Source organism: Tritonibacter sp. SIMBA_163 (assembly GCF_046535935.1).
Taxonomy (GTDB): domain Bacteria; phylum Pseudomonadota; class Alphaproteobacteria; order Rhodobacterales; family Rhodobacteraceae; genus Epibacterium; species Epibacterium scottomollicae.
In genome coordinates this window covers 1-22,195 of record NZ_JAWJBP010000016.1, presented here as the reverse complement: position 1 = coordinate 22,195, position 22,195 = coordinate 1, and the positions used below count along the sequence as shown (strand labels likewise).

Sequence of the window (22,195 nt, the reverse complement as noted above, 5' to 3'; positions counted from 1 at the left end):
GGCCATACGGCGCTTCGTCCCAACGTGCTCTGGCAAAGTGCTGGCGTAGAGTGCGATCCTGAGATCATAGCGCAGGGCCTGTTCTTCAATGGTCATGCGGGTGACCAAGACGTAGCTGAGCCTGCCACAATACGATCTGCGTCGCTTCGAACGCGTTTGATGCGCTGCACCAGACCAAGGATTTAGGGGGCCGAGGCCCGTAAGTCTGGGCCTCGGAAGGTGCGGCTCAACGGCTGCCTGTGTCGTCATCTAGAAATGGCGGCGGAAAGGATCTTGCTCAGCTGGCTGATGCTTGGGACGCTCGACCAGACTGCCAGCGCTGCGCGATTTCGGCGACCCGGCGGCCAAGGTATTCTGCGGTTCTGAGATCAGAGCCTGCCGGCGCAACTTCGGCTGACACATCGGCATCCGCCTGCGACATCGCGCCCAAGAACCCACCGAGGCGATTGAGATCTTCGGGAGAGCCTGTGCTGGTGTTGTTTCCGGGCGGCAAGCCCAGACCAACCCAGACCATGCCATGTTGCATGGCGAAGTGATTGATCTGTTGAAGCGTTGCGAGTTTGTCGCCGCTCATCCCCGCCGAGTTAGTGAACCCTGCAGCAAGTTTATTGACCCAGCGCCCTTCGAGCCATCGACCTGAGGTCTCATCCAGAAAAGATTTGAACTGCGCGGAGGCACTGCCGAAATATGTGGGGGAGCCAAAGACGATTGCATCGGCGTCGTCGATAACCTCCCAATTTTGCGCGCGCTCTTCGACCGGGATCAAAGTGATCTGCGCCCCGGCAACCTCGCTCGCACCGCGATACACCGCTTTGGCCTGCACCGCCGTGTGGCCATAGCCGCTGTGGTAGACGATTACGATCTTCACCATTGCTTTCTCCTTTTGAGTGGCGCCGACCGAGCTGGCCGGATTGCCCTGAATGCGACACCAAGATTTCGGAACGGAGGTGCATCCAGTTCCTGTTGGGATGTCCCGCTTGCTTATGTCGACAGAAATCAGCGATTGGTAATATTGAGTTCTCATGTCAATGATCGATTTATGAGATCATAAAGGCTCACCATGACATTGGATCAGCTCATAGCACTCGACGCGATTGTCGCCTCCGGAACATTCCGAGGAGCGGCGGATCGTATGAACAAGGCGCAATCCGCGGTGAGCCATCAAATCAAAAAACTCGAGGACGAATTGGGGTTCGACCTCTTCTCGCGGGACGCCTATCGGCCCAGATTGTCACCGGAAGGCGAGGTCTATTATCGCGAGGTGACGCGTGTCCTGGAGCAGGTTAATGGCTTGAAAACCGTGGCTGCCGGGCTGCGAAGTGAACAGGAGCCTCTGGTCTCGATCGCGATCACAGCAACGATGTCGCTTGATCCGATTCTGAACCTTCTCGGAGAAGTGGGGCGCGCCTTCCCTGCAACGCATATCAAGCTAGTGACCGAGATGATGGGCGGTCCGCTCGCGCGTCTCATGAATGGTGAGGCCCATCTTATCATCGCCGGGCTCGATGGCGTGCCAATCGATGAAGTCGAAACGCGTCCGGTTGGAACCATCACTATCCGCCCCGTCGCCAGCCCGGCATTTTCGGCGGCCGACCCGTCACGGGTCAGGTCGCGCCGTGAGATGCAGGCCTACACTCAGGTTGTTGTGTCAGGGACTGGCGGGAATGACTATCAACAGAGCCGCGACCTGCTTTTGGGTGGCCAACGTTGGACGGTCTCGGATTTTCAAGCCAAGAAGTCCATCATCAAGGCAGGTCTTGGGTGGGGCGGGATCCCGGAGCATTTAATCCTCGATGAACTCAGATCAGGAGAATTGGTTCCTCTGGTGATCGAGGGCCATCCTCCGCGCCACACGGAGATCTTTGCGATCAGACGCCGGGATCACCCGATGGGACAGGTCATGTCGCGGATTTGGAACGCTCTGGGACGCGAGGCGATCCAAGACAGCTGACCACGCAAAGCACGGGCGCTCTTTGTTGAGGCTGGCCCATTCTTGCTTTCTAGGCGCAGTCAGATTGCAACGACAATAACAGTGAAGGAGGCTCTGTAAGCCCGGCCTTCCCGAACCCCGTTCGCGTATCGGTCGGGTTGCCCCCCCTCGGCTCGCAACTTGTTCAATTGATCTACTTTGCAGATCAAATACATGAAAACTCGATGTTATCTTTCGGTGACTCTCATTGCTAGATCAATGGAGACGCCAATATGGAACATCGTATGACACTCTATTCCCAATTCCCGGATCGCGGTCGCACCAGCGCATGCACAGAAGCCAGTCGCAAAATTACTCTCATTGCAACGCCCCCTTCGGATCAGCGGGGTATTGCAGGATGAGCGGATCCTATGACGCTGAGGTCCAAGACCTCATGACGCGCTATTTCGAGGGGCTTTATCACTCAAACAGCGACATTTTGCGAACCGTCTTCCACCCTGACCTCGCCTACGTAAACGGAACAGAGGGCACCTATGAGCACATGGGGCTCGACGCCTATATGACACGGATCGATGCCCGCACGCCGCCCGCTTCCCGTGGCGACGCCCGGGATGAGGTCATCGAACGGATCACCTTCAAAGGCACACGCATCGGCATGGTAGAGGCCCGCATGACGATGATGGGTCGTAACTACCAAGACCTATTGACGATCATCCACACAGATCAAGGCTGGCGCGTTCTCACCAAAGTGTTCTCGTTTGTGGAAGGAAAGGACTGACACAATGCCCTATGTGAACATCAAGGTAACCCAAGAGGGCGGCCCGAATGGGACCGGCCCCTCGACCGAAGAAAAGAAACAACTGGTGAAGGGGGTGACGGATCTTCTTGCCACCGTTCTTGGCAAGAGTCCGGCCACCACATGTGTCGTCATCGACGAAGTCCCGCTTGAAAACTGGGGTTTGGAGGGGCGGCAGGTCAGCACTATTCGCGCTGAACAGGCCTGACCCTTCGCCGCCAAACATATCTCCCAATGTGCCGGTGTGCGTCTTGCGCACCGGCAAGAACGACAGCCTGGATTCCAGAGCTTCGGGGGCGCGCGACCTGGGAGGTGTTCCAGGCCGAGCGCCCGAGCCTGGTGCCTTGCGTCGACCCCTTCTACGGCTTTCATGCCGTGCCAGCATCGGACGCGAAGACCTGCCTCGTCCGGTTCGACAGGAACCGATACTCGGTCGATGGTCGCGCCGTCGGTCGTGCAGTCGACATCCGCGACTATGCCGAGCGCGTCGAGTTCTGGCAGGAAGGCAAGATCGTGAGGCACCACGCACGCGCCTTCGGCCGCGACAACGCCGTCGACGACCCGCGGCACAACACACCGGTGCTGGCCCGCAAGCCCAGTGCCCTCAGGAACGGGGCGCCGTTCAAGGACTGGGAATTGCCGCCCGAGATCAGGCAAGTGCAGCGCAAGCCTGGCAAGACCGGCAGATGATCCAGACCCAACCGTGAAAAGATTACAGGAGCTGGACGCGATGGGCCCGCCGAAGCTCTACGGCATGACGGCCGCCTAAGATGAGATCATCACCGAAGGGATGATGCGGCAGCACCAACCGCAACAGATCGTCGGTGACTTTCTGAACGCCGAGATCAGCGAGAAGCAGGCTCGGCCGATCAAATACCAGACGACAATTGCCAAGCTCCCTCTCGCAAATGAGATCGACGAGCTCGACTTCGTTGACACGCCTATCAACGAACCGCTGGTGCGCGATCTGGCCTCCGGCGAGTTCCTTGAGCCTCAACGTAACGTCGTGTAGATCGGCGGCGCAGGGACCGGAAAATCCCACCTCGCCGTGAGCTTCGCCCAGACATGCATTCGGCGCGGCAAACGGGAACGCAAAGATGACCGCAGCGCTCCTCGATCACCTCACCCACCATTGCAAAATCGTCGGAACCAGAAACGAACGCTGGCGCTTCAAGCCCCGAGAGCAACCCAAGCTCCGCTGGCCCGACACGGCTGCGCTGTATGATGGATCAACCGTTTTTGCGGTTTTTTCGCCAGTTTTAGCAGGCGAGACCGGCCAGCCGCGGCCGACACATGGCATTTGGACGAATTGGTCATACCGATCAACGGTCGGAAATGCTGGCTCTGGTGGGCTGCGGATGTAAACGGTGATGCTCTCGATACCCACGGCCCACTGGCAAAGTCTGCTTTTTAATTACGCGAAGCTCTGCAGACGGGATTGTCAGGTTGTTGCAATCGACGGCTCTGTTGCAAACATGGTTTTAGGAAGCAAACGCCTTCGGTTCGAAGGATTTATGCTGCAAAACGGGCTTCAAGCATTGCGAATGGCTTCGGTCATGACACAGCGTCCAGCGCCAAAAGCACGCTCAATCATCCGTTATTCGCCAACGGGATCGCGTAATAGGTTGAATACGCACTCCTAGCCTTTTCGCGGCCCCGCATCACGTCAAAACTCCTGATGGTCGAATAAGCCGTCTTCATCATTTCAAAGCCACGCACCGCTTCGATCACTTGCTTGAGCTTGCGTTGCCTCGCCTCGATCACACTATTCAGGTATCTGACCTGGCGGTTTTCGACATCCTTGAGACACTTGCCCCGCTTTCATTAATTCGCGTACCGCTTGGGTATCGCACCCGGACCTGTCGGTGTTGGTTCTGGACGGTTTTCCCCGAGCTTTATAAGCGCGGCGGCCTTGCTGCGGAAGCATTTCGCGACCTTCGCAGTGCTGGTCCGTGACAGATAATGATCCATCGCATGCCCCAGCTTCTCTGCAGCCCGGTACAGATACGCTTACTTGCCTCGCAGCTTGAATAGGTTTTGTTAACGCGCCAGCGATCCGGCATCGGCGGCCGCCACTGCCAGCGCATCCGCCGCTCCATTTCGGGGGCCTAGCGTTGCACCCGGAGGTAAATGGTCGGATGATCGACACGCACACCGCGCTCCGCCGTCATGGCTTCAGATCGCGGTAGCTGCGACCGTACCTGCAATACCAGCGAACGGCACACAGCGTGACCTCGCCAGAGAAATGCGGCCCTTAGAAGTCAATCATAGCTTGATCCCCGCACTCAAAATCGACCTGAGCGTGGCAACCTGCATGTGAGTTGACAAGAAAGCCAGCGACGGCGCCCCGTAGCGCAACTCAGGCTGGCAGGATCGCGCCGCGATACCCGATCACCTGACCGGCCAACCGGTGCCCGGCCAGAGCCGCTTCGGTGGCGGGCTGCCCTTGCTGAAGTCCAGCCAGAAACGCCGCATTGAAGCTGTCTCCGGCAGCGGTTGTGTCCACGACCGACACCTGCGCGGGAACCGGCACCGTGCTGAGCTGATCTTGCGCCCAGATCAGGCATCCGTTTGCCCCATCCTTCACGACGATGGTCTTGGGCCCCATTTCAGACAGGCGTGCGCAACAATTTTCTGCCGATTGATCCCCCCAGAGCAGGGCCTCATCCTCATATGTGGGCAGGTAGATGTCACTCAGAGCTATGGCAGCGCGGAAAATCTCCTGTGTCCGCACCTTGTCTCCCGGCCAGAGCCGAGATCGAAAATTACCATCAAACGCGATCTTTAGCCCGGCGGCGCGCAGAGCGGACAGGCTGGCAAAAAACCTGTCCAGATCCGCTTGAAATGCAAAAAGGCTGATCCCGGAGAAATAGAGCAGCGATGTCTCGCCCAGCCCCTCCATCCACATCTGTGAAGGTGCGGCAAAGCACTGCCGCGCTGCCGATGTCTCGCGCCAATAAGAGAAACTGCGCTCGCCGCTGGCATCGTTGGAGATCGCATAAAGCCCCGTCACCGCCCCCGGGACGCGTCGCAACAACCTGTCGGATACGTCATTTTCGCGCAGGCTGCGCTGGATCAGATCGCCAAACGGATCTTCTCCCACCGCACTGGCAAAGCCCACCCGCAGCCCCGCCCGCGCCAGATAGATGGCAGTGTTGAAGGTATCACCACCCACTGCGACTTGCGGCACTCCGGCGGGAGAAAAGGCGATCTCCCCCATCGCCTCACCGAGGCACAGAACATCGAGGCGCTCCGCTTGCGTCATTGGTCGGCAATCACGTCCTGGCGTTGCCGTCCAAGACCTGCAATGCCCAGCTCTACCACGTCACCTGCCTTCAGGTAGCGCGGCGGCGTCATGCCAAGGCCGACGCCCGGGGGCGTGCCAGTGGAGATCACGTCTCCTGGATGAAGCGTCATGAACTGGCTGAGGTAATGCACCAGATGCGCCACGCCGTAGACCATGGTGCTGGAGGAGCCGTCCTGCATCGTCTCGCCATTCACCTTGAGCCACATGGCAAGAGATTGCGGATCGGGCACTTCATCCTGTGTCACCAGCCAAGGGCCGATCTGGCCGAAATTGTCGCAGCTCTTGCCCTTGGTCCATTGCCCAGCCCGCTCGGTCTGAAAAGCGCGCTCGGAGACGTCGTTGGTGATGGCATACCCGGCCACGTAGTCCATCGCCTCGGCTTCGCTGACATATTTTGCGGGCTTGCCGATGATCACCGCAAGTTCCACTTCCCAATCCGTCTTGGTGGAACCGCGCGGGATGACGATGGGGTCATTCGGCCCGCAAATGGCGGAACTCGCCTTCATGAAGATCACCGGCTCCGGCGGCACGTCCAACCCACTCTCGGCGGCGTGATCGGCGTAGTTGAGACCGATGCAGATGAATTTTCCCGTACCCGCGATCGGCGGGCCAAGACGCGGGTTGCCTTCGACCACCGGCAGCGAGTCCGCATCCACTTCGGCCAGTCCGGCGAGGCTCTCGGGCGAGAGCGCCGCCCCAGCGAGATCGTCGATCATATCTGAGAGATCGCGAAGGGTTCCGTCCCGGTGCAACAATCCCGGTTTCTCGGCACCGGGGGCACCATAGCGCAGCAATTTCATGTCGTGTCAGTCCTCAGGCTTTTGATGTCATCAGGGTGTTTGGTCAAAGGGTCCAGCCGCCATCGACGCAGCAAGCCTGCCCAGTGGTATAGGTCGCACCGGCCAGATAGACGGCGAGGTCGGCGACCTCTTCAGCTTCGGCGATGCGGCCCATCGGCTGGCGCGCGACAAAAGCCGCACGGGCCGCGTCATAATCGCCCGTCGCCGCCAGCCGCTCGTCGAGCGAGGGCGATTGTACCGTGCCCGGGCAGATCGCATTGCAGCGAATGCCGTCAGCCACGTAGTCGGCGGCAATCGCCTTAGTCAGGCCCAGCACCGCCGCCTTGGTGGTGGAATAGACAAAGCGGTTCGGCACCCCTTTCACCGAAGACGCCACCGAGGACATGTTGAGGATCGCACCCGATTTGCGTTCCAGCATGCCTGGCAGCACTGCCCGCACCATCCGCACCATCGCCTTGACGTTCAGGTCATAGGCGAAGTCCAGTTCATCCTCGCGGCACTCCAGCACGGTCCCCCCGTGTACGATACCCGCACAATTGAACAAGATATCTACCGGTCCTGCCGCCGCGCAAACCTCGGCAACCGATGCTGTATCCAGCACATCCAGCCGCGCCGTGTCACAGTCCATAAGCCCCTGCAGTCCCGCTGCATTTATATCGGTCGCAAGCACGCTGGCCCCCGCCCGCACAAAAGCTTCGGCACTGGCGCGTCCGATGCCTTGCGCCGCCGCGGTGATCAGCACCCGCTTTCCGGTCAGATCAATGGTCATGGTTCTTCCTCCTTCGCGCCCTACTCACATCACCGCGCCGATTTGCCAGGGCACGAATTCCACTGCACCAAACCCCTGCGCTTCACTCTTGGTTTCTTCGCCCGAGGCAACCCGCAGCATCAGATCGAAGATCTCCTGCCCCTTATCCTGCAGGCTGACCCCATCGAGGATATCGCCGCAGTTCACATCCATATCCATCTGCATACGCCGCCAGAGGTCGGGGTTTGAGGCAATCTTGATCGCAGGCACCGGCTGGTAGCCCGACACGCTGCCACGCCCGGTGGTAAAGGCGATCAGATTAGCACCAGATGCGGTCTGCCCCGTCACGGAACAGGGGTCGTAGCCGGGGCTGTCCATGAAAACAAAGCCTGCCTGATCAATGGGTTCAGCGAATTTATAGACCCCAGAGAGTGGCGCGCTGCCGCCCTTGGCCACGGCACCAAGCGATTTTTCCAGGATCGTGGTCAGCCCGCCACGCTTGTTGCCCGGCGATGGATTGTTGTCCATCTCGCCAAAGTTGCGGGCGGTGTAGTCCTCCCACCAATTGATGAGGTCAATCAGTTTGCGGCCCGTCCCCTCGTCCACGGCACGGCGGGTCAGCAGATGCTCGGCACCATAGATCTCGGAGGTCTCCGACAGGATCGAGGTGCCCCCATGGCGCACCAGCAGGTCGGAGGCCACCCCAAGCGCAGGGTTCGCGGTGATCCCCGAGTAACCATCCGAACCACCACATTGCATCCCTAGAACCAAGTGGCGCGCGGACGCAGGCGTGCGTGTCGCCTTGTTCGCCTCTGCTGCAAGTTCGCGCAGTAGCCCAAGACCCTTGTCCACAGTGGCCCGCGTGCCACCCTCGTGCTGGATCGTCATATAGCGGAACCGGGCGCTGTCCTTCAGCGCCTTGCGGTCGATGAGGTCGGGGATCTGCATCACCTCGCAACCAAGGCCGACCATGAGGATCGCTCCGAAATTGGCGCTGTGGCCATAACCGGCGAGGGTGCGGAACAGGGTGTCGTAGCCCTCGCCCTTGCCCGACATGCCGCAGCCCGACCCATGCACGATCGGCACGATGCCATCGACATTGGGAAACGCCGCCAGCAGGTCTGAGCGCTCTGCCGCATCCGCGATGAACCGCGCCACCGAGCCTGCGCAATTGACCGAGGTCAGTATGCCGAGATAGTTCCGTGTCCCGACCCGTCCCGAAGGGCGATGATAGCCTTGGAACACGGCCTCTTGCTTCAGAACAGGCAAGGGGTGCGCCGCTTCCCCAAAGCCATAGTCCTGCTTGTGATCCCCCATGCCGAGGTTTTGCACATGCACATGAGCCCCTGCGGGGATCGCAGCAGTGGTTGTGCCGATGATCTGGCCATACTTCAGGATCATCTCCCCTGCCGCGACGTCGCGCAGGGCGATCTTGTGGCCCGCCGGGATCGGCTCTTGCGCGGTGAGGCCGCCGGGCAGCGTGGCCCCTGCCGGCACCGCTCGCAGGGCAACAAGCACGTTGTCGGCCTTATGCAGACAAAGCGCAAAGGGTTGGTTGGTCATATCACTGACTTTCACGGCGTCACCAACACCTTGATCACATGGTCGCGATCCCCAGCAAGGTTGGCAAATTGCGACGGAAGCTCCGACAGCGGCAACACGGCGGAAGCGATCTCTTGGGTCGGGACTGCGCCGCTGCGGATTGCCTCGATCACCCGGTCGAAATCGCCGCGCAGCGCATTGCGACTGCCGATGATCTGGCTCTCGCGTTTGTGGAACTCGGAATCGGCAAAGGTGATGTTCTCCTTAACCACGCTGACCAGAACCGTGACGCCACCATGGGCCACCAGGGCAAAGCCCGCCTCAATCGCGCCCGCATTGCCGGTCGCGTCAAAAACCACGTCAAAGCCTTCGGCCAGATCCCCGCTCAGGATGTCGTCGCCGGGCTGATGGACAGCGGTGAAATCGAACAGCTCCGCTGCCGCCGTCAGGCGCTTGGCGCTGAGGTCCATCAGATGCACTTCGGCTCCGGCAATACGCGCAAAGAGTGCAGTGCCCAGCCCGATCGGCCCGGCGCCTGTGACCATCACCCGATCCCCTGCCCCGCAGCCCGAGCGCGCCACCGCATGTGCCCCGATGGCGAGGAACTCCACCATTGCTGCCTCAACCGGCGTCAGCCCCTTGGCGGGGTAGAGGTTGCCCTCCGGCACTGCAATCCGGGCACACATGCCGCCGTCGGTATGGACCCCCAGAACCGCGATGTCGCTGCAGCAGTTCGGTTTACCACGTCGGCAGGCCCGGCATTTCCCGCAGGAAAGATAGGGGTTCACCACCACCAATTGGCCCGCATCCGGCCCGTCCACCAAATGCCCCGAGAGCTCATGGCCGATCACGCGCGGGTAGTTCAGAAAAGGGTGCTTGCCCTCGAATATATGATAGTCGGTGCCGCAAATGCCGATCGCGGCGATATCAACCAGCCGATGGCCCTCGGGGGCGACTTCGGGACGTGGGCGTGTCTCTAGCTCAAAGGTGCCGGGCTTCACGCAAACGCCGCAGGCCATCCCGTTTTGAACATGATCCTTCATTGCACCGCCTCCAGATTGCGGGCGGACCAGTCAGCGGGCAATTCGCCCTTCACGATCAGACTTAGCACATCGTCTTTACTCACCTCGTCGATGCCATGGGCCCCCACCAGGCGGCCTTTGTTCATCACCACCACGCGGTTACAGAGGTCAAAGACGTCATGCATGTCGTGGCTGACCAAAAGGATGCCGATGCCCTCCGCCTGCAATTGCCGGATGAGATCCGCAACCATCGCGGTCTCCGACGGCCCCAGTGCCGCCGTGGGCTCGTCCATGATAAGCACCTTGGTGTCGAAATAGATCGCCCGCGCAATCGCGATCACCTGCCGTTGACCACCCGACAGCGAGGAAACTGGATCAGTGAGGTTCTTGAAGTTCGGATTGAGCCGCGCCAGGACCTTGCGGCTTTCTTCCAGCATTCGCGCATCGTCGAGATTGCCAAACCGCGTCTTCAGCTCACGGCCCAGAAACAGGTTCGCGGGCGCATCCAGATGATCGGCCAGCGCCAACGTCTGGTAAATCGTCTCGATCCCCGCGGCACGGGCATCGTTGGGGTCGTCAAAGGTGACTGCCGTGCCATTGATCCGGATCTCACCCGCACTGGGGATCATCGCACCGGCCAGAATACGCATCAAACAGGATTTGCCGGCACCATTGTGGCCCAACACGCCGACCACCTCGCCGGGATGGAGATCAAGCGAGACATGATCCACTGCCCGCACCCCGCCAAAGTGCTTTTCGATACCGATCATCTCTACCAAGGGGGTTTGCGACATGTTCTGCCTTTCTGCCGGAGTAGTCTGGAGGTCTTGAACCGGGGGGCACGCCAGTGCCCCCCGGAAAAACGCGCTCAGTAAAGGACGTTTTTGGCCTTGTCGGAGTCGATGTTCTCCTGATCGACGAGCACCACGCCGGTGTTGATGAAGGGCTCGACCGTTGCACCAGAGAGGATGTCCATCACAGCCGTCACGCCCATGTCACCCATGGCGAAAGAGCCCTGCACCGCGGTTGCCTCCATCAGCCCCTCACGCACGAACTGCTGCAAATCTTCGTTGCCATCAAAGCCGAGTGCGACCAGCTGACCGGCCTTGCCCGCCTGTTGGATGGCCCGCCCCATACCGACGGCAGTGGGTTCATTTGCGCCGAAGATACCGACCAGATCCGGGTTTGAGGCCAGAATGTCGGTGGTCTGGTTCAGCGCCAGCGCCATCTGGCTCTGCGAGTAATAGGGGCCGACGATCTCCAAGCTGGAATTGGCCTTGAGGTAATCGGAGAAACAGCCGACCCGGCCGATTTCCGACCCGACCCCGGCGACATAGGACATCACCGCCACTTTGCCCTCGGTGCCCGTCTCGGCGATCATGCGCTTGGCCACTTCTTCACCTGCGGCGCAATTGTCAGTGGACAGAAACGACTGGTAGGTGCCCTTGGCGCCCTCCGTCAGGGCGCTGTCGATGATGACCACTGGAATGGCGCTCTCAAAGGCACGTTTCACCGCCGGGGCCAGGGCTTCCGGGTCCGAGGGTGCCAGCACAATGCCCGCGACCCCGCGATTGATGGCGTTCTCCACCAGGTTCACCTGATCGGCGACAGCACTTTCGGTCGCCGGACCGTCAAAGCTGAACGTGTGCTCGGACTGGCCCGCAATCGCCGCCTCCGCGCCCTTGTTCACGTTCTGCCAGAAGTTGGAGCTGGTGGTCTTCACGATCACCGCGATTTCACCGGCCTGTGCAAGACCCGCGGACAGGGCCATCGCTGACGCCAGCATTCCAAGTTTAAAGGACCGCATCTCATTCCTCCTCTATTGAGATATTGGTTGTCTTTTCTTCTTCTTGTTCTGTCAGACCCCTCCTCCCGGTTGGGGTCGAACCTCGGTGTTGACCCTCAGCGCCGGTTGCGCATCTGGTCGATCCAGACCGCGCCGATCACCACGGCACCAATCACGATTTGCTGGATAAACGCGGAGACCCCCGCCATATTGAGCCCGTTGCGCAGGATGCCGATGATGAAGGCTCCGATCATCGTGCCCGATACGGTGCCCACGCCCCCCGAAAGCGAAGCGCCGCCGATGACAGCCGCCGCGATGGCGTCAAGTTCATACATCACACCCTCGCTCGGCTGCGCGGTCACGAGCCGCGACATCAGCACGTTGCCCGCCAGACCGGCCAGAGCACCGGACATCACATAGGCATAAAGCTTGGTCTGATTGACCCGCACCCCCGAGAGCCGCGCCGCTTCCTCGTTGGAGCCGGTCGCATAGATATGACGACCGATACTGCGGCGACGCAACAGGTAGGTTGCCCCCACCGCCACCACCAGCAGCAGGATCGCGGGATAAGGGATGCCGGGAAAAATGACCTTGGGGAAACCGTTGGGTTGCATCTCCACCATGCGAAACAGCGCTCCGTTGCCCAGTCGGCCAAAGGCTTCGCCCAGCTGCGAGATCGGAGCGGCTCCGGTCAGTTGGAGTGCCAGCCCACGCGCCATCAGCATCATCCCAAGGGTCGCCACGAAGGGTGGGATTTTAGCCCGCGTCACGACGAGACCGTTCACCGCTCCACAGGCGGCACCGATCACGACGCCCAAGCCCATGGCCAGCCCCACCGGCACCCCGGCCTTCACCGCCATGGCAGTGCCGACCCCAGAAAGTGCCAGAACCGACCCCACCGACAGATCGATGCCCCCGGTGATAATCACCAGGGTCATGCCAATGCCCAGAAGACCGATCACCGACGTCTGCAACAAAATGGTCAGCGCATTGTTCACGGAAAAGAACGCTTGGCTCGCGAGAGAAAAGCCGGCGATCAACATCAAAAGCGTCAGTAAAGCTGAGAGGCGGTGAATCTTCGCCGCATCCGGCATCACGCTCGCAAGCGGGGTCGAGGCCCGCTTGGACGCGGGTTTGATAGCTTGTGACATACGCCTCCCTTTCGCAGTCTTGCATTTAATTATTTAATACATAGACAGGACTCGGTTGATTCTTGTCAATTGTTTTTTATAATAACGTACAAATACAAGTACCGCCGCTCTGGCGGCACCGAGGAAGGGCAATCAGATGGCACGCAGCGACACCAGATACCGGGAAGCCTATAATCGCATCCTCGCCTATTGCGAGACCCTGCCCCCCAAGGCACCGATCCCATCGGAGACGAGCCTGGCCGAGATCGCGGGTGTCAGCAGGACAGTCATCCGCCGCTGTCTTGCGCGAATGGAGGAACTGGGGCTGATCTCCTGGCAGGGGCGCGACAAGCACCTCCTGCGCGCACCCCTGGCCGAGGACAGGATCGCGGTGCCGGAGACGCCATCGGACAAGAACGATCTGGAACAGCGGTTCCTCGACTGGGTGCTGCGCTTTGACGTGCCTGCCAATACGCCGCTCTCCGTCGCGGAACTGTCCCGCACCTTCGGCGTTGCCCAGCATGACCTGAAGGAATTTCTTGCCGGGCTCAGCCGCTTCGGCCTTGTGTCGCGCCGTCCGCAAGGCGGCTGGATGCTTCTTGGTTTCACCAAGGATTTTGCAATCGAGCTGTCAGATTTTCGCTCCGTGCTGGAACTGAACGCCGTAACCCAAGTGGCAGAAGTACCGGTCGACCATCCGGTTTGGGCCGCCCTCGCTCAGCTGCGCCAAGACCATCTGGCCCTCAAGAACGCCATAGATACCGACTTCCACGAATTCTCAAAACTCGACGAGCGCTTTCACCTCGCCATCAACTCGGTGGTTAGGAACCGCTTCATTGCTGAGTTCCAAAAGGTCATATCGCTGATCTTCCACTACCACTACATGTGGGACAAAACCGAGGAGAAGGACCGAAACGCCGCCGCGATTGACGAACATATTGCGATCATCGATGCCCTGGAGGCACGCGACGCCGAGGCTGCCCGCCTTGCAGCGCAGCGGCACTTGCGTACATCAAAAACAACGCTCCTGTCATCGCTGCGCCATCACGATTTGGGCTGAACCGCCTCAGGCGAAAGCCGCGTCCAATCCGGCCGGAACCGGGGCCGCCAATGCCTCCAGATTGCGCTGTAGGGAGGCGGGTTTGGCAGTCCCAAGGAGTACCGACGCCACCGCCGGATGGCGGATCGCGAACTGCAGCGCCGCCGTCGCCAGCGGCACACCAAAATCTGCTGCCCTCGCCTCAAGCGCCCTCACCCTATCCATGACCGCCTCCGGGGCCGGGCCATAATCATAGGTCGCTCCCGACACCGGCCCAGTGGCCAGAATGCCGGAATTGAAGATGCCCCCCAGCACCAGACTGGTGCCTGCGGCGCGACATTCCGGAACCAGCTCCGCCTCTGCCGCACGGTCCAGCAACGTGAGCCGCCCCGCGAGCAGGATCACATCCAGAGGCCCGCCATTTCGCATCACATCCAGACACACCTCGCACTCATTGACCCCGAGCCCGAAGGCCCGAATTTTTCCCTGCTCCTTCAACTGTACCAGCCGCTCATACCCCGAGCCGAGAAACGCCTCTCGGTGTGGTATATTGCCCTCAGCCCCGTGGGTATATTCTCCGATATCATGCACATAGAGGATATCGATCCGACTGCGGCCCAACCGCATGCAACTCTGTTCAAAGCTCTCTTCGATACCATCGCCGGAGTAATCATAGCGCACGTCATTCTGCGCCGGGTTTACAAAGCCGTCCACCTCCGCAATCGGCGCGCGCGCCGGGGACAATACCCGCCCCACCTTGGTCGAGATTGTGGCCTCCGGACAGGATTTCAGAAAGCGACCCAGCCGTTGCTCGGACAGGCCGCGCCCGTAATGCGGTGCTGTATCGAAATACCGGATGCCCGCTGCCCAGGCGCAGGCAAGCACCGCGTCCGCATCCGCCTTGGTCACCTCGCGATAGAGGTTTCCGATGCTGGCGCAGCCAAAAGACAATTCACTAACGGCCAGACCCGTCCGGCCCACGTGTCGCGTTTTCATCCGATTTCTCCCTGCAATGCGGCCCTGAGCCGCGGTTTCGCGCGCCCGTCGCCATTCGCTTCTGCCCAGGCCAGGAAGGCCGCGATCCGGCGCTCCAGCTTTTGCGCATGGTTTTGGGCAATATCCGCCAGTCGATGATCCAGAAAAGGGTTGGAAAACCGCTCCAGCGTGGTCTCGATATAGTCCTCCAGCCCCGCGCCCTCGCCCGCAGCGACAAAGCCAGGAAACACCTCTTCTGCAAAAACCGCCCGTAAACGCGCGACCCAGTCCAGGTCCGCCATCACCTCGCGCACATGCTCCGCGTCACGCCTGCCGCGCGCCAGCCACTCCGCCACCATCCAACTATGACCAAGGTTCAGCACAAAAAGCTTGCGCCGCTCAATCACACCGAGGTCCGGCACCACTTGCACCGCCGGATGCTGGCAGGGAAGCCGCAGTCCCGGCTGCGCCTCGATCGCCCAAAGCGCATAAGGCTCCGCGATCGCCCCCGCCGGGTAGAGCGGCTCCGACACGATACGATCCACCAGCGAATTGACCCAGACCACTTCGGCGCGCAACCAATCGCGATAATCACGGTCCATGCCTTCGGCCGCAGCAAGCACCAAATCGCGCAGGGCCGTGCCATTGCCGCGCAGCAGTTCCGTCGGCAGCACCTGCACCGCGCGCCCGCCCTGTTCGAACCGCGCCCGCAACAAATACGCCAGCTTGGCCGGGTAGGACATCGCCGGATCGAGGCACCGCCCCGCATCCGCCGCCTGGGGACCAAAACCCGCATCACCAGTATTGGACAGGATCATGTCCGCCTCTTCTGCCACGAGGCGCTGCACCTCCGCCAAATCTGGGCCAAAGATCAGGCCCCGGGCGATGGATGTCACCCGGCAGGTCTCTTCCACCGGCCGTCCCTGCCACAGCCCGCGGATACGCACCTCATAGCCCTCGGCCAGCGCCTGCAACCGTGCAGCCCTCTGTGCATCGCCGCTGCTTTGCACCACGGTGACGGGGCGCGCGTCGGGCATGGCTTCGGACAGAAACAGATCAGCATGCGCCTGCAAAAAGCGGCTGGTTCCAAACTGGACAACAGTTGGATTTGACATTGACGCCCCTCCCATTTTGGTTTGTTATTATTTAGAACATTTCTTCATGCAAGGAAAAACCGTGATTATCGACGCACATCAGCACTTCTGGCGGATCGACCGCGGCGACTATTCCTGGATGGACGACAGCGTCGCCGCAATTCGGCGGGACATTCTACCACCGGATCTGGCCCCCTTAGCGGCCACAAGTGGCATCAGCGGGACGATTGCGGTTCAGGCAGCACCAACTCTGGCGGAGACTGAATTTCTCCTCGCGCTTGCCGATCAAACCCCGCTGGTCCGAGGTGTCGTAGGCTGGGTTGACCTCACAGGTGATGTCCCGGCCCAGCTTGCACGCCTGTCGCATCCATTGCTCAAGGGTATCCGCCCGATGTTGCAGGATATTGCTGAGACCGACTGGGTCTTGCGCGCCGATGTGCTGGCGGGGCTGAAGGCGGTCGCCGCTGCCGGATTGCGCATGGATGTATTGATCACTCCGCGCCATTTTGACGTGATCGACACGCTCGCGCACCGCCTGCCGCAACTGCCGCTCATCCTCGACCATTGCGCCAAACCTACCTTTGAGGACTGCGATCCCGGCTCTGACTGGCGCGCAGGGATCGCGGCACTCGCCGCGCATCCACAGGTTTCATGCAAGCTGTCCGGTCTGGCCAATGAATTCGGCCCCGGTTGGTCTGCCCAGGCACTCCGTCCGGTGTTCGACCATGTTCTGCAACATTTCGGGCCACAGCGACTGATGTGGGGTAGCGACTGGCCGGTTCTGGAATTGGAAGGACGCTACCCCGACTGGCTGACAGTCGCGCAGCACCTGGCCGCCGATCTCTCGCAGGACGCGCGCCGCTGCCTTTTTGCCGACACCGCCACCCGTATCTACACGCTCACCTAGGAGTCCCATATGCAGCGTATGGCACATATCATTGGCCTCAAACCTGAACATCAGGCGGAATATATTCGCCTGCATGCGGATGTCTGGCCCGACGTACTTGAGCGGCTGCGTGCCTCCAAAATAACGAATTACTCGATCTTCCTGCGCGAACCGGAAATGTTGATGTTCAGCTACTGGGAGTACACCGGTAGCGACTTTCAAGCAGACAATGCAGCAATTGCAGCCGATCCGGTCACGCGCGAGTGGTGGGCTCTGTGTGGCCCGATGCAGGCCCCTTTGCAGAGCCGGGCAGAAGGAGAGTGGTGGGCTTCCGCACGGAAAGTCTTTCACCTGCCATAGGTGATGAATGCACGAGGTCAGGCACCCGAACGGCGTCATTGCAGAACAGGCATCTGAGGCGTGAGCTCCCCTTTCCCGACTGACGTCACGCGACGCAAACGATTTCGGCGGTGCGGAGGGCATTGAAGCGGCTCATGGGCGGATGTGGCTTTCGGCTGTTTGCGCGGCAGCGTCAGGCTGACAACTGCACCTCCCCCTGTCATCGTCATCAGTCGCGCACAAACGCGGTCGGCCTGAGCCATCTGCGGAACCAGTTTTTCGAGGAGTCTTTGGAATGCACTGTCGGAAATGCGCGCGGACTGCGCCTATGACGCCATCTTGTCCAAATGCCTAAACCGACCAGGCTAACTTCAGATCAAGATAAAAACGAGGCGTTCGAATCACCTCGACCAGGTCGCATCAGCTCTAGTTTCGCAAAATTTCCGATAACGAACCGATGGGGAATTGCGTGTCAGGTTAGGATAAGACGCTGAATATTCAGCTGTGTTTCGTGAATGCATTCAAAGCAGTATATTTGATTTTCCGAAGTTATCTTTTTCTAAACCGAGTGGTCGTCAGACTACCGTAAATGTCCACTCAGTGCCTCGGAGTAACCAACATGAATTTCACCAAACCACTGTTCGCGACCCTATTGATGGCATTTCCGCATTTTGCGGCAGCCGAACAGGGGATCACCGACGACAGCGTCACATTTGCACAGGTCGCCGCATTCGAAGGACCGGCAGCCGCACTTGGCACCGGCATGCGGCTGGGGATCACCGCCGCATTCGAAGAAGTCAATGCTGCGGGTGGTGTGCATGGTCGCACCGTGCAGCTCGACGCAATGGACGACGGGTACGAACCGGATCGCTCTGCTGCCCTGGTCAAGACCGTGGTGGACGAAAACAATCACATCGGGCTGATCGGGCCGGTCGGCACACCGACCACCTCAGCGACGCAGCCGATCGCATCAGCCGCAAACATGCCCTTCATCGGCCCGTTCACCGGCGCCGGGTTCCTGCGCGATGCCAGTCACGGCAACATCTTCAACGTGCGCGCCACCTATCATGCGGAAACCGAAGCCTGGATCGACTATCTGGTCGATCAGCAGGGCATGGAATCCATTGCCATCCTCTATCAGGATGACGGGTTCGGCCGTGTCGGCCTGGCCGGTGTCAACGCCGCACTGGAAAAGCGCAACATGACCCTTGCCGCGGAAGGCACGTATACCCGCAACACGACTGCGGTGAAAAAGGCGCTGCTGTCGATCCGCAAGGCCAAGCCAGATGCGGTGGTTATGGTCGGCGCCTACAAGCCGGTTGCGGAGTTCATCAAGCTGTCCCGGAAGATGAAAATCGATGCAACCTTCGTCAACATTTCATTTGTCGGCTCTGACGCCCTGGCACAAGAGCTGGGGGATGCCGGTGAAGGCGTCATCATCAGCCAGGTCGTGCCGCTCCCATGGGACGCGTCGGTGCCGATTGTGGCCCAGTACACAAAGGCGCTGGCAGCTGCGGATGCCTCTGCCAAGCCAGGGTTCGTGTCGCTTGAAGGCTATATCGTTGGGCGTCTCGCCATCGAAGGGCTGGAAGCTGCGGGCAAGGAGCTGACGCGCGAAAGCTATCTGCAAGCGCTTTCTACGCTGACCACAGTCGATCTTGGTGGTGTGACCATGACGTTTGGCTCCGACGACAATCAGGGGATGGACGATGTGTTCATGACCCGGATCACTGCAGACGGAGGCTTCGAGCCTATCACGCCAGCCGAAGAATCCTGATCGACAGCAAGGTGCCGACGGCTGTCCCACCGATCTGAAGGGTTCCTGCCCGGTTAACGGGCAGGAGCAGGCGCACATCCTCTCCAACAGGTAGTCTCATGTTTCGATCACTCGCACGCAAAACACTGCGCCGTCTGAATATTCTTTCGAGCATTCGCGGCAAAATCACGTTTCTTCTCCTGCTGATTGCAGTGACCGTCGGCACGGCGGGCTTCGTGAGCTACCAGTCGTTTGACCGTGTGTCATCAGGCATGAGTGACATGACAGGACGGGATCTGCCGCAGTTGACCCGCAGCAACGAACTGGTGATGGCGTCGGCCTCAACCAAGGATGCGATGCTGGCGGTTCTGATGTCGAATGACGTCGATGAGCTTACGCATGCGAGAGGGCTGGTTGAGACGTCGATGCAGTCGCTCGACACCGTTATCGCCACCCTGCCAGAGGACGTCGCGGCGCATTTTGAGGCGGAACGCGCCGCAGTCGACGACACAATCCAGAGCCTGATCGCGGCGCGCGGGACATCGTTTGAGACCAATGCCGACGTGGCCGCCATGACGCAGGACCTACAGGCACTTGTGGCGGCGCTGCAGGTCGATCTGACCGAGATCGCGGATGGGGCCTATTTCGACATTGCCATGCAGGGTGAGGACACGATCACCTCGATCGAGGAAACGATGCTGGATCTTGTGGAGAACAAGTTCACGGCATTGCAGACCCTGCTGGAAGTCCGTTCCGAGGTGAACCTTTTGTCCGGCGTTGCCTTGGCGCTCGCGAGTACCGAAGACAGCGCGACACGGTCGATTCTGTCGGATCTTGCGCTGTCATCGCGCAACCGTCTGGCGGATGCGATCAATACGCTGGCACTGGTAGAGATCGACCCAACAGTTGCGCAGGACATGCAGGTGAATGCTGACACGCTCGCCGGCGCCATCGAGGCCGCGCTCGCAGGCGGGCAAGTGGATCGCAGCAGCGTCTTGTCCGTGCGGCAATCAGCTGATGCCGTTCTCGCCCTTGCGGTGGACGACATGGTGTTCGAGCTGACCATCGCGGCCGATGACGCCTCGACTGGCAACCGCGATGCAATCCAGGGCCTGCTGGACAATGAAGTTGCCTATATGAACACCCTCCTCGAAATCAGTTCCTGGCTCAGCGGATTGCAAAGCGCCGCCTTGAAGGTTGTCAGCGCGCAGAATGTTGATCAGGCAAATGTAGCGGCAACAGCCATGCAGGCGGCGGCGCAGCAATTGTCGGGGTATCGGGATTTTGCCGACGGCCAACTGGCAGCCACCATCGACGCGCTGGTAGCACTGGCGGATCCGGACCAAGGGCTTGTGTCCTTCCGCGTGCAATCGCTGAATGCGGACGCTGCCTCCGAGCAGGCCGCCAATGCGACCGTGAATGCGGTGCTTCTGATTGCAGGAGAAGCTAGCATGCGCGGTGCAACAAGCCAAACCAGCATGACAGAGCAGGCAGTGGCCATCGCCAAGGATGCTACTTTGGTCAAGCGCAGCCTGGAATTGCTCGGCCTAGCGGCGATTGCTTTCCTTTTCATGGCGTTGTTCCTGAATCATATGCTGATCGTGCGCCCGCTCAACGCGATCATCGCCACCACAGAGCGCCTGTCCCAGGGCGACATGAAACCGGTTCGCGGCTTCGACCGATCCAGCGACGAGATCGCGCGGATCGCCAGGGCGCTGACAGTGTTTCGCGACGGTCTGGTCGAAAAGGAAGACATGTCCCGACTTGCAGAAGAAGAACGGGCGGAAAACCAAGCGAAGCAGACCGCTGCGGTGGGCGCCATCGGTACCGGGCTGGCGGAGCTGTCGCGAGGCAACCTGTCCTATCGCATCAACGAAGAGCTGACCGAGGGCTACACGCAACTGAAGGAAGACTTCAACAGCACTGCGCATACGCTCAGCACCACGGTTCAGGATGTGGTGGCAGTGGCGGAGTCGATCAGGAACGGCTCAGCCGAAGTGAGCCAGGCCTCAGACGACCTGTCGCAGCGCACCGAAAGCCAGGCAGCCACCTTGGAACAGACCGCGGCGGCGCTCGAAGAGCTGACGGCCAGCGTCCGGTCGGCGGCCGAAGGGTCCCGCGATGCGGAGACCACGACGGTCGAGGCCAAAAATGAGGCTACGCAAAGCGGCAAGGTTGTGGAGAACGCGGTACAGGCGATGCAGGACATCGAGGCAAGCTCGACCCAGATCGAGCAGATCATCGCCGTCATCGACGACATTGCGTTTCAGACCAATCTGTTGGCCCTGAATGCGGGCGTGGAAGCCGCGCGAGCGGGTGAAGCCGGGCGCGGATTTGCGGTTGTCGCCTCCGAGGTGCGCGGGCTGGCACAGAAGACGACGGATGCGGCCCGCGAAATCAAGACGCTGATTTCCAAGAGCACCGAGCAGGTGAACACCGGTGTTGATCTGGTGGCCCGCACGGGCGAAGCGCTGAAGAGCATCACCGATCGGGTGACGCATATCTCCAACCTGATGAGCGCCATCGCAGATTCCACCAGCGAACAGGCCACCGGGTTGGGCGAGGCCAATATCGCGGTCTCGCAACTCGATCAGGTGACACAGCAAAACGCGGCCATGGTGGAGGAAACCAGCGCCGCGGGCCAGTTGCTCAGCCGGGATGCCGAGAAACTGTCGGACCTGATGTCGTATTTCTCGATCACCGCTGGCGTATCGGAGGTGGCTCGGGGCTCTTGGTCGCAAGATTGCACAACGTCGGACGCCGCGTGAGCGACGGGCTAGAAAAAAGGTACAAGGGCATTGAGAAGTTGTTCAGCCGTGCTGCTTGATTATAGGGTGGCGCACGAAACTACAGGGCGCAATGCTGTGCCTTAAGGGCTTCCATCCCCCCTTGAAATCATCGCTTTTCCCGATCTTACTGAACCGCGCGAACTGTCTGGGTCCAATTTCAGAGCAGCAACGCGTCAAGGGGCTTTGTTGCACAAATGGCATGAGGGATTCACTGTTTAAATCCAGTGGGGGTAGCAATGGAGCATGAGCAGTTGGT

At 60.2% G+C, this 22,195-nt stretch carries 19 protein-coding genes and 4 pseudogenes; 11 read left to right on the top strand and 12 right to left on the bottom strand.

The genetic code is table 11. The features are described from left to right. Positions 1-277: 277 nt before the first annotated feature. Positions 278-871, bottom strand: coding sequence for a flavodoxin family protein (locus R0J92_RS17450; RefSeq protein WP_411052547.1), 594 nt, complete (start codon positions 869-871; stop codon positions 278-280). Between the two features lie 189 nt (positions 872-1,060). Between R0J92_RS17450 and R0J92_RS17445 the strand changes: the two genes are divergently transcribed. The 6 genes and pseudogenes from R0J92_RS17445 to R0J92_RS17420 all read left to right on the top strand — a co-directional run. Further along, positions 1,061-1,951 (top strand): LysR family transcriptional regulator, encoded by an 891-nt coding sequence (locus R0J92_RS17445; RefSeq protein ID WP_411052546.1) that lies wholly within the window; start codon positions 1,061-1,063, stop codon positions 1,949-1,951. A 376-nt stretch (positions 1,952-2,327) separates the two neighbouring features. Then, positions 2,328-2,708, top strand: a complete 381-nt coding sequence (locus R0J92_RS17440) for a nuclear transport factor 2 family protein (RefSeq protein WP_411052545.1) — start codon at positions 2,328-2,330, stop codon at positions 2,706-2,708. Positions 2,709-2,712: 4 nt separating this feature from the next. Beyond that, positions 2,713-2,934, top strand: a complete 222-nt coding sequence (locus R0J92_RS17435) for a tautomerase family protein (RefSeq protein ID WP_411052544.1) — start codon at positions 2,713-2,715, stop codon at positions 2,932-2,934. A gap of 2 nt (positions 2,935-2,936) precedes the next feature. Continuing rightward, a pseudogene (locus tag R0J92_RS17430) lies at positions 2,937-3,500 on the top strand (Mu transposase domain-containing protein); the annotation flags it as partial. A gap of 16 nt (positions 3,501-3,516) precedes the next feature. Continuing rightward, a pseudogene (locus R0J92_RS17425) lies at positions 3,517-3,907 on the top strand (ATP-binding protein); the annotation flags it as partial. Between the two features lie 44 nt (positions 3,908-3,951). Next, positions 3,952-4,107, top strand: a pseudogene (locus R0J92_RS17420) (IS6 family transposase); the annotation flags it as partial. A 219-nt stretch (positions 4,108-4,326) separates the two neighbouring features. On the opposite strand, the pseudogene R0J92_RS17415 reads toward R0J92_RS17420, so the two are convergent. The 9 genes and pseudogenes from R0J92_RS17415 to R0J92_RS17375 all read right to left on the bottom strand — a co-directional run. After that, positions 4,327-4,953, bottom strand: a pseudogene (locus R0J92_RS17415) (IS6 family transposase); the annotation flags it as partial. A 132-nt stretch (positions 4,954-5,085) separates the two neighbouring features. Beyond that, entirely contained in the window at positions 5,086-5,991 is a 906-nt protein-coding gene (locus R0J92_RS17410) for a sugar kinase (RefSeq protein ID WP_411052543.1), read from the bottom strand. Next, complete coding sequence (locus R0J92_RS17405; protein WP_411052542.1) at positions 5,988-6,833, bottom strand: fumarylacetoacetate hydrolase family protein; 846 nt, start codon at positions 6,831-6,833, stop codon at positions 5,988-5,990. The genes R0J92_RS17410 and R0J92_RS17405 overlap by 4 nt, the downstream gene beginning before the upstream one ends. Before the next feature lie 43 nt (positions 6,834-6,876). Continuing rightward, positions 6,877-7,602: an SDR family oxidoreductase gene (locus R0J92_RS17400; RefSeq protein WP_411052541.1), complete on the bottom strand. Its 726-nt coding sequence runs from the start codon at positions 7,600-7,602 to the stop codon at positions 6,877-6,879. Positions 7,603-7,626: 24 nt separating this feature from the next. Then, positions 7,627-9,144: a UxaA family hydrolase gene (locus R0J92_RS17395; protein WP_411052540.1), complete on the bottom strand. Its 1,518-nt coding sequence runs from the start codon at positions 9,142-9,144 to the stop codon at positions 7,627-7,629. Between the two features lie 11 nt (positions 9,145-9,155). Further along, entirely contained in the window at positions 9,156-10,166 is a 1,011-nt protein-coding gene (locus R0J92_RS17390) for a zinc-binding alcohol dehydrogenase family protein (RefSeq protein WP_411052539.1), read from the bottom strand. Continuing rightward, positions 10,163-10,939, bottom strand: coding sequence for an ATP-binding cassette domain-containing protein (locus tag R0J92_RS17385; RefSeq protein WP_317385574.1), 777 nt, complete (start codon positions 10,937-10,939; stop codon positions 10,163-10,165). The genes R0J92_RS17390 and R0J92_RS17385 overlap by 4 nt, the downstream gene beginning before the upstream one ends. A gap of 74 nt (positions 10,940-11,013) precedes the next feature. Continuing rightward, the gene (locus R0J92_RS17380) at positions 11,014-11,952 is read right to left on the bottom strand and encodes an ABC transporter substrate-binding protein (protein WP_411052538.1); all 939 of its coding nucleotides are present in this window, start codon (positions 11,950-11,952) and stop codon (positions 11,014-11,016) included. Between the two features lie 95 nt (positions 11,953-12,047). After that, positions 12,048-13,082, bottom strand: coding sequence for an ABC transporter permease (locus R0J92_RS17375; protein WP_411052537.1), 1,035 nt, complete (start codon positions 13,080-13,082; stop codon positions 12,048-12,050). Between the two features lie 136 nt (positions 13,083-13,218). Here R0J92_RS17375 and R0J92_RS17370 point away from each other — a divergent pair, with 136 nt between their 5' ends. Continuing rightward, positions 13,219-14,121, top strand: coding sequence for a GntR family transcriptional regulator (locus R0J92_RS17370; RefSeq protein ID WP_106165060.1), 903 nt, complete (start codon positions 13,219-13,221; stop codon positions 14,119-14,121). A gap of 6 nt (positions 14,122-14,127) precedes the next feature. Here R0J92_RS17370 and R0J92_RS17365 read toward each other — a convergent pair whose 3' ends face one another. Both R0J92_RS17365 and R0J92_RS17360 read right to left on the bottom strand, forming a co-directional pair. Further along, positions 14,128-15,096 carry an aldo/keto reductase gene (locus R0J92_RS17365; protein ID WP_411052536.1) on the bottom strand — a complete coding sequence of 323 codons (969 nt, stop codon included), beginning with the start codon at positions 15,094-15,096 and terminating at the stop codon, positions 14,128-14,130. After that, the gene (locus R0J92_RS17360) at positions 15,093-16,190 is read right to left on the bottom strand and encodes a mannitol dehydrogenase family protein (protein ID WP_411052535.1); all 1,098 of its coding nucleotides are present in this window, start codon (positions 16,188-16,190) and stop codon (positions 15,093-15,095) included. Before R0J92_RS17360 ends, R0J92_RS17365 begins: the two co-directional genes overlap by 4 nt. 46 nt (positions 16,191-16,236) lie before the next feature. Between R0J92_RS17360 and R0J92_RS17355 the strand changes: the two genes are divergently transcribed. The 4 genes from R0J92_RS17355 (at position 16,237) to R0J92_RS17340 (ending at position 21,918) form a co-directional block, all read left to right on the top strand. Then, complete coding sequence (locus R0J92_RS17355) at positions 16,237-17,076, top strand: amidohydrolase family protein (protein WP_411052534.1); 840 nt, start codon at positions 16,237-16,239, stop codon at positions 17,074-17,076. 9 nt (positions 17,077-17,085) lie between these two features. Beyond that, on the top strand, positions 17,086-17,415 hold the full coding sequence (locus R0J92_RS17350) for an L-rhamnose mutarotase (protein WP_411052533.1): 330 nt from the start codon (positions 17,086-17,088) through the stop codon (positions 17,413-17,415). A 598-nt stretch (positions 17,416-18,013) separates the two neighbouring features. Continuing rightward, positions 18,014-19,171 (top strand): ABC transporter substrate-binding protein, encoded by a 1,158-nt coding sequence (locus tag R0J92_RS17345; RefSeq protein ID WP_106165055.1) that lies wholly within the window; start codon positions 18,014-18,016, stop codon positions 19,169-19,171. Between the two features lie 98 nt (positions 19,172-19,269). After that, a complete protein-coding gene (locus R0J92_RS17340; RefSeq protein WP_411052532.1) occupies positions 19,270-21,918 on the top strand; it encodes a methyl-accepting chemotaxis protein in 2,649 nt (882 codons plus the stop codon). The last annotated feature ends 277 nt before the right edge of the window (positions 21,919-22,195 follow it).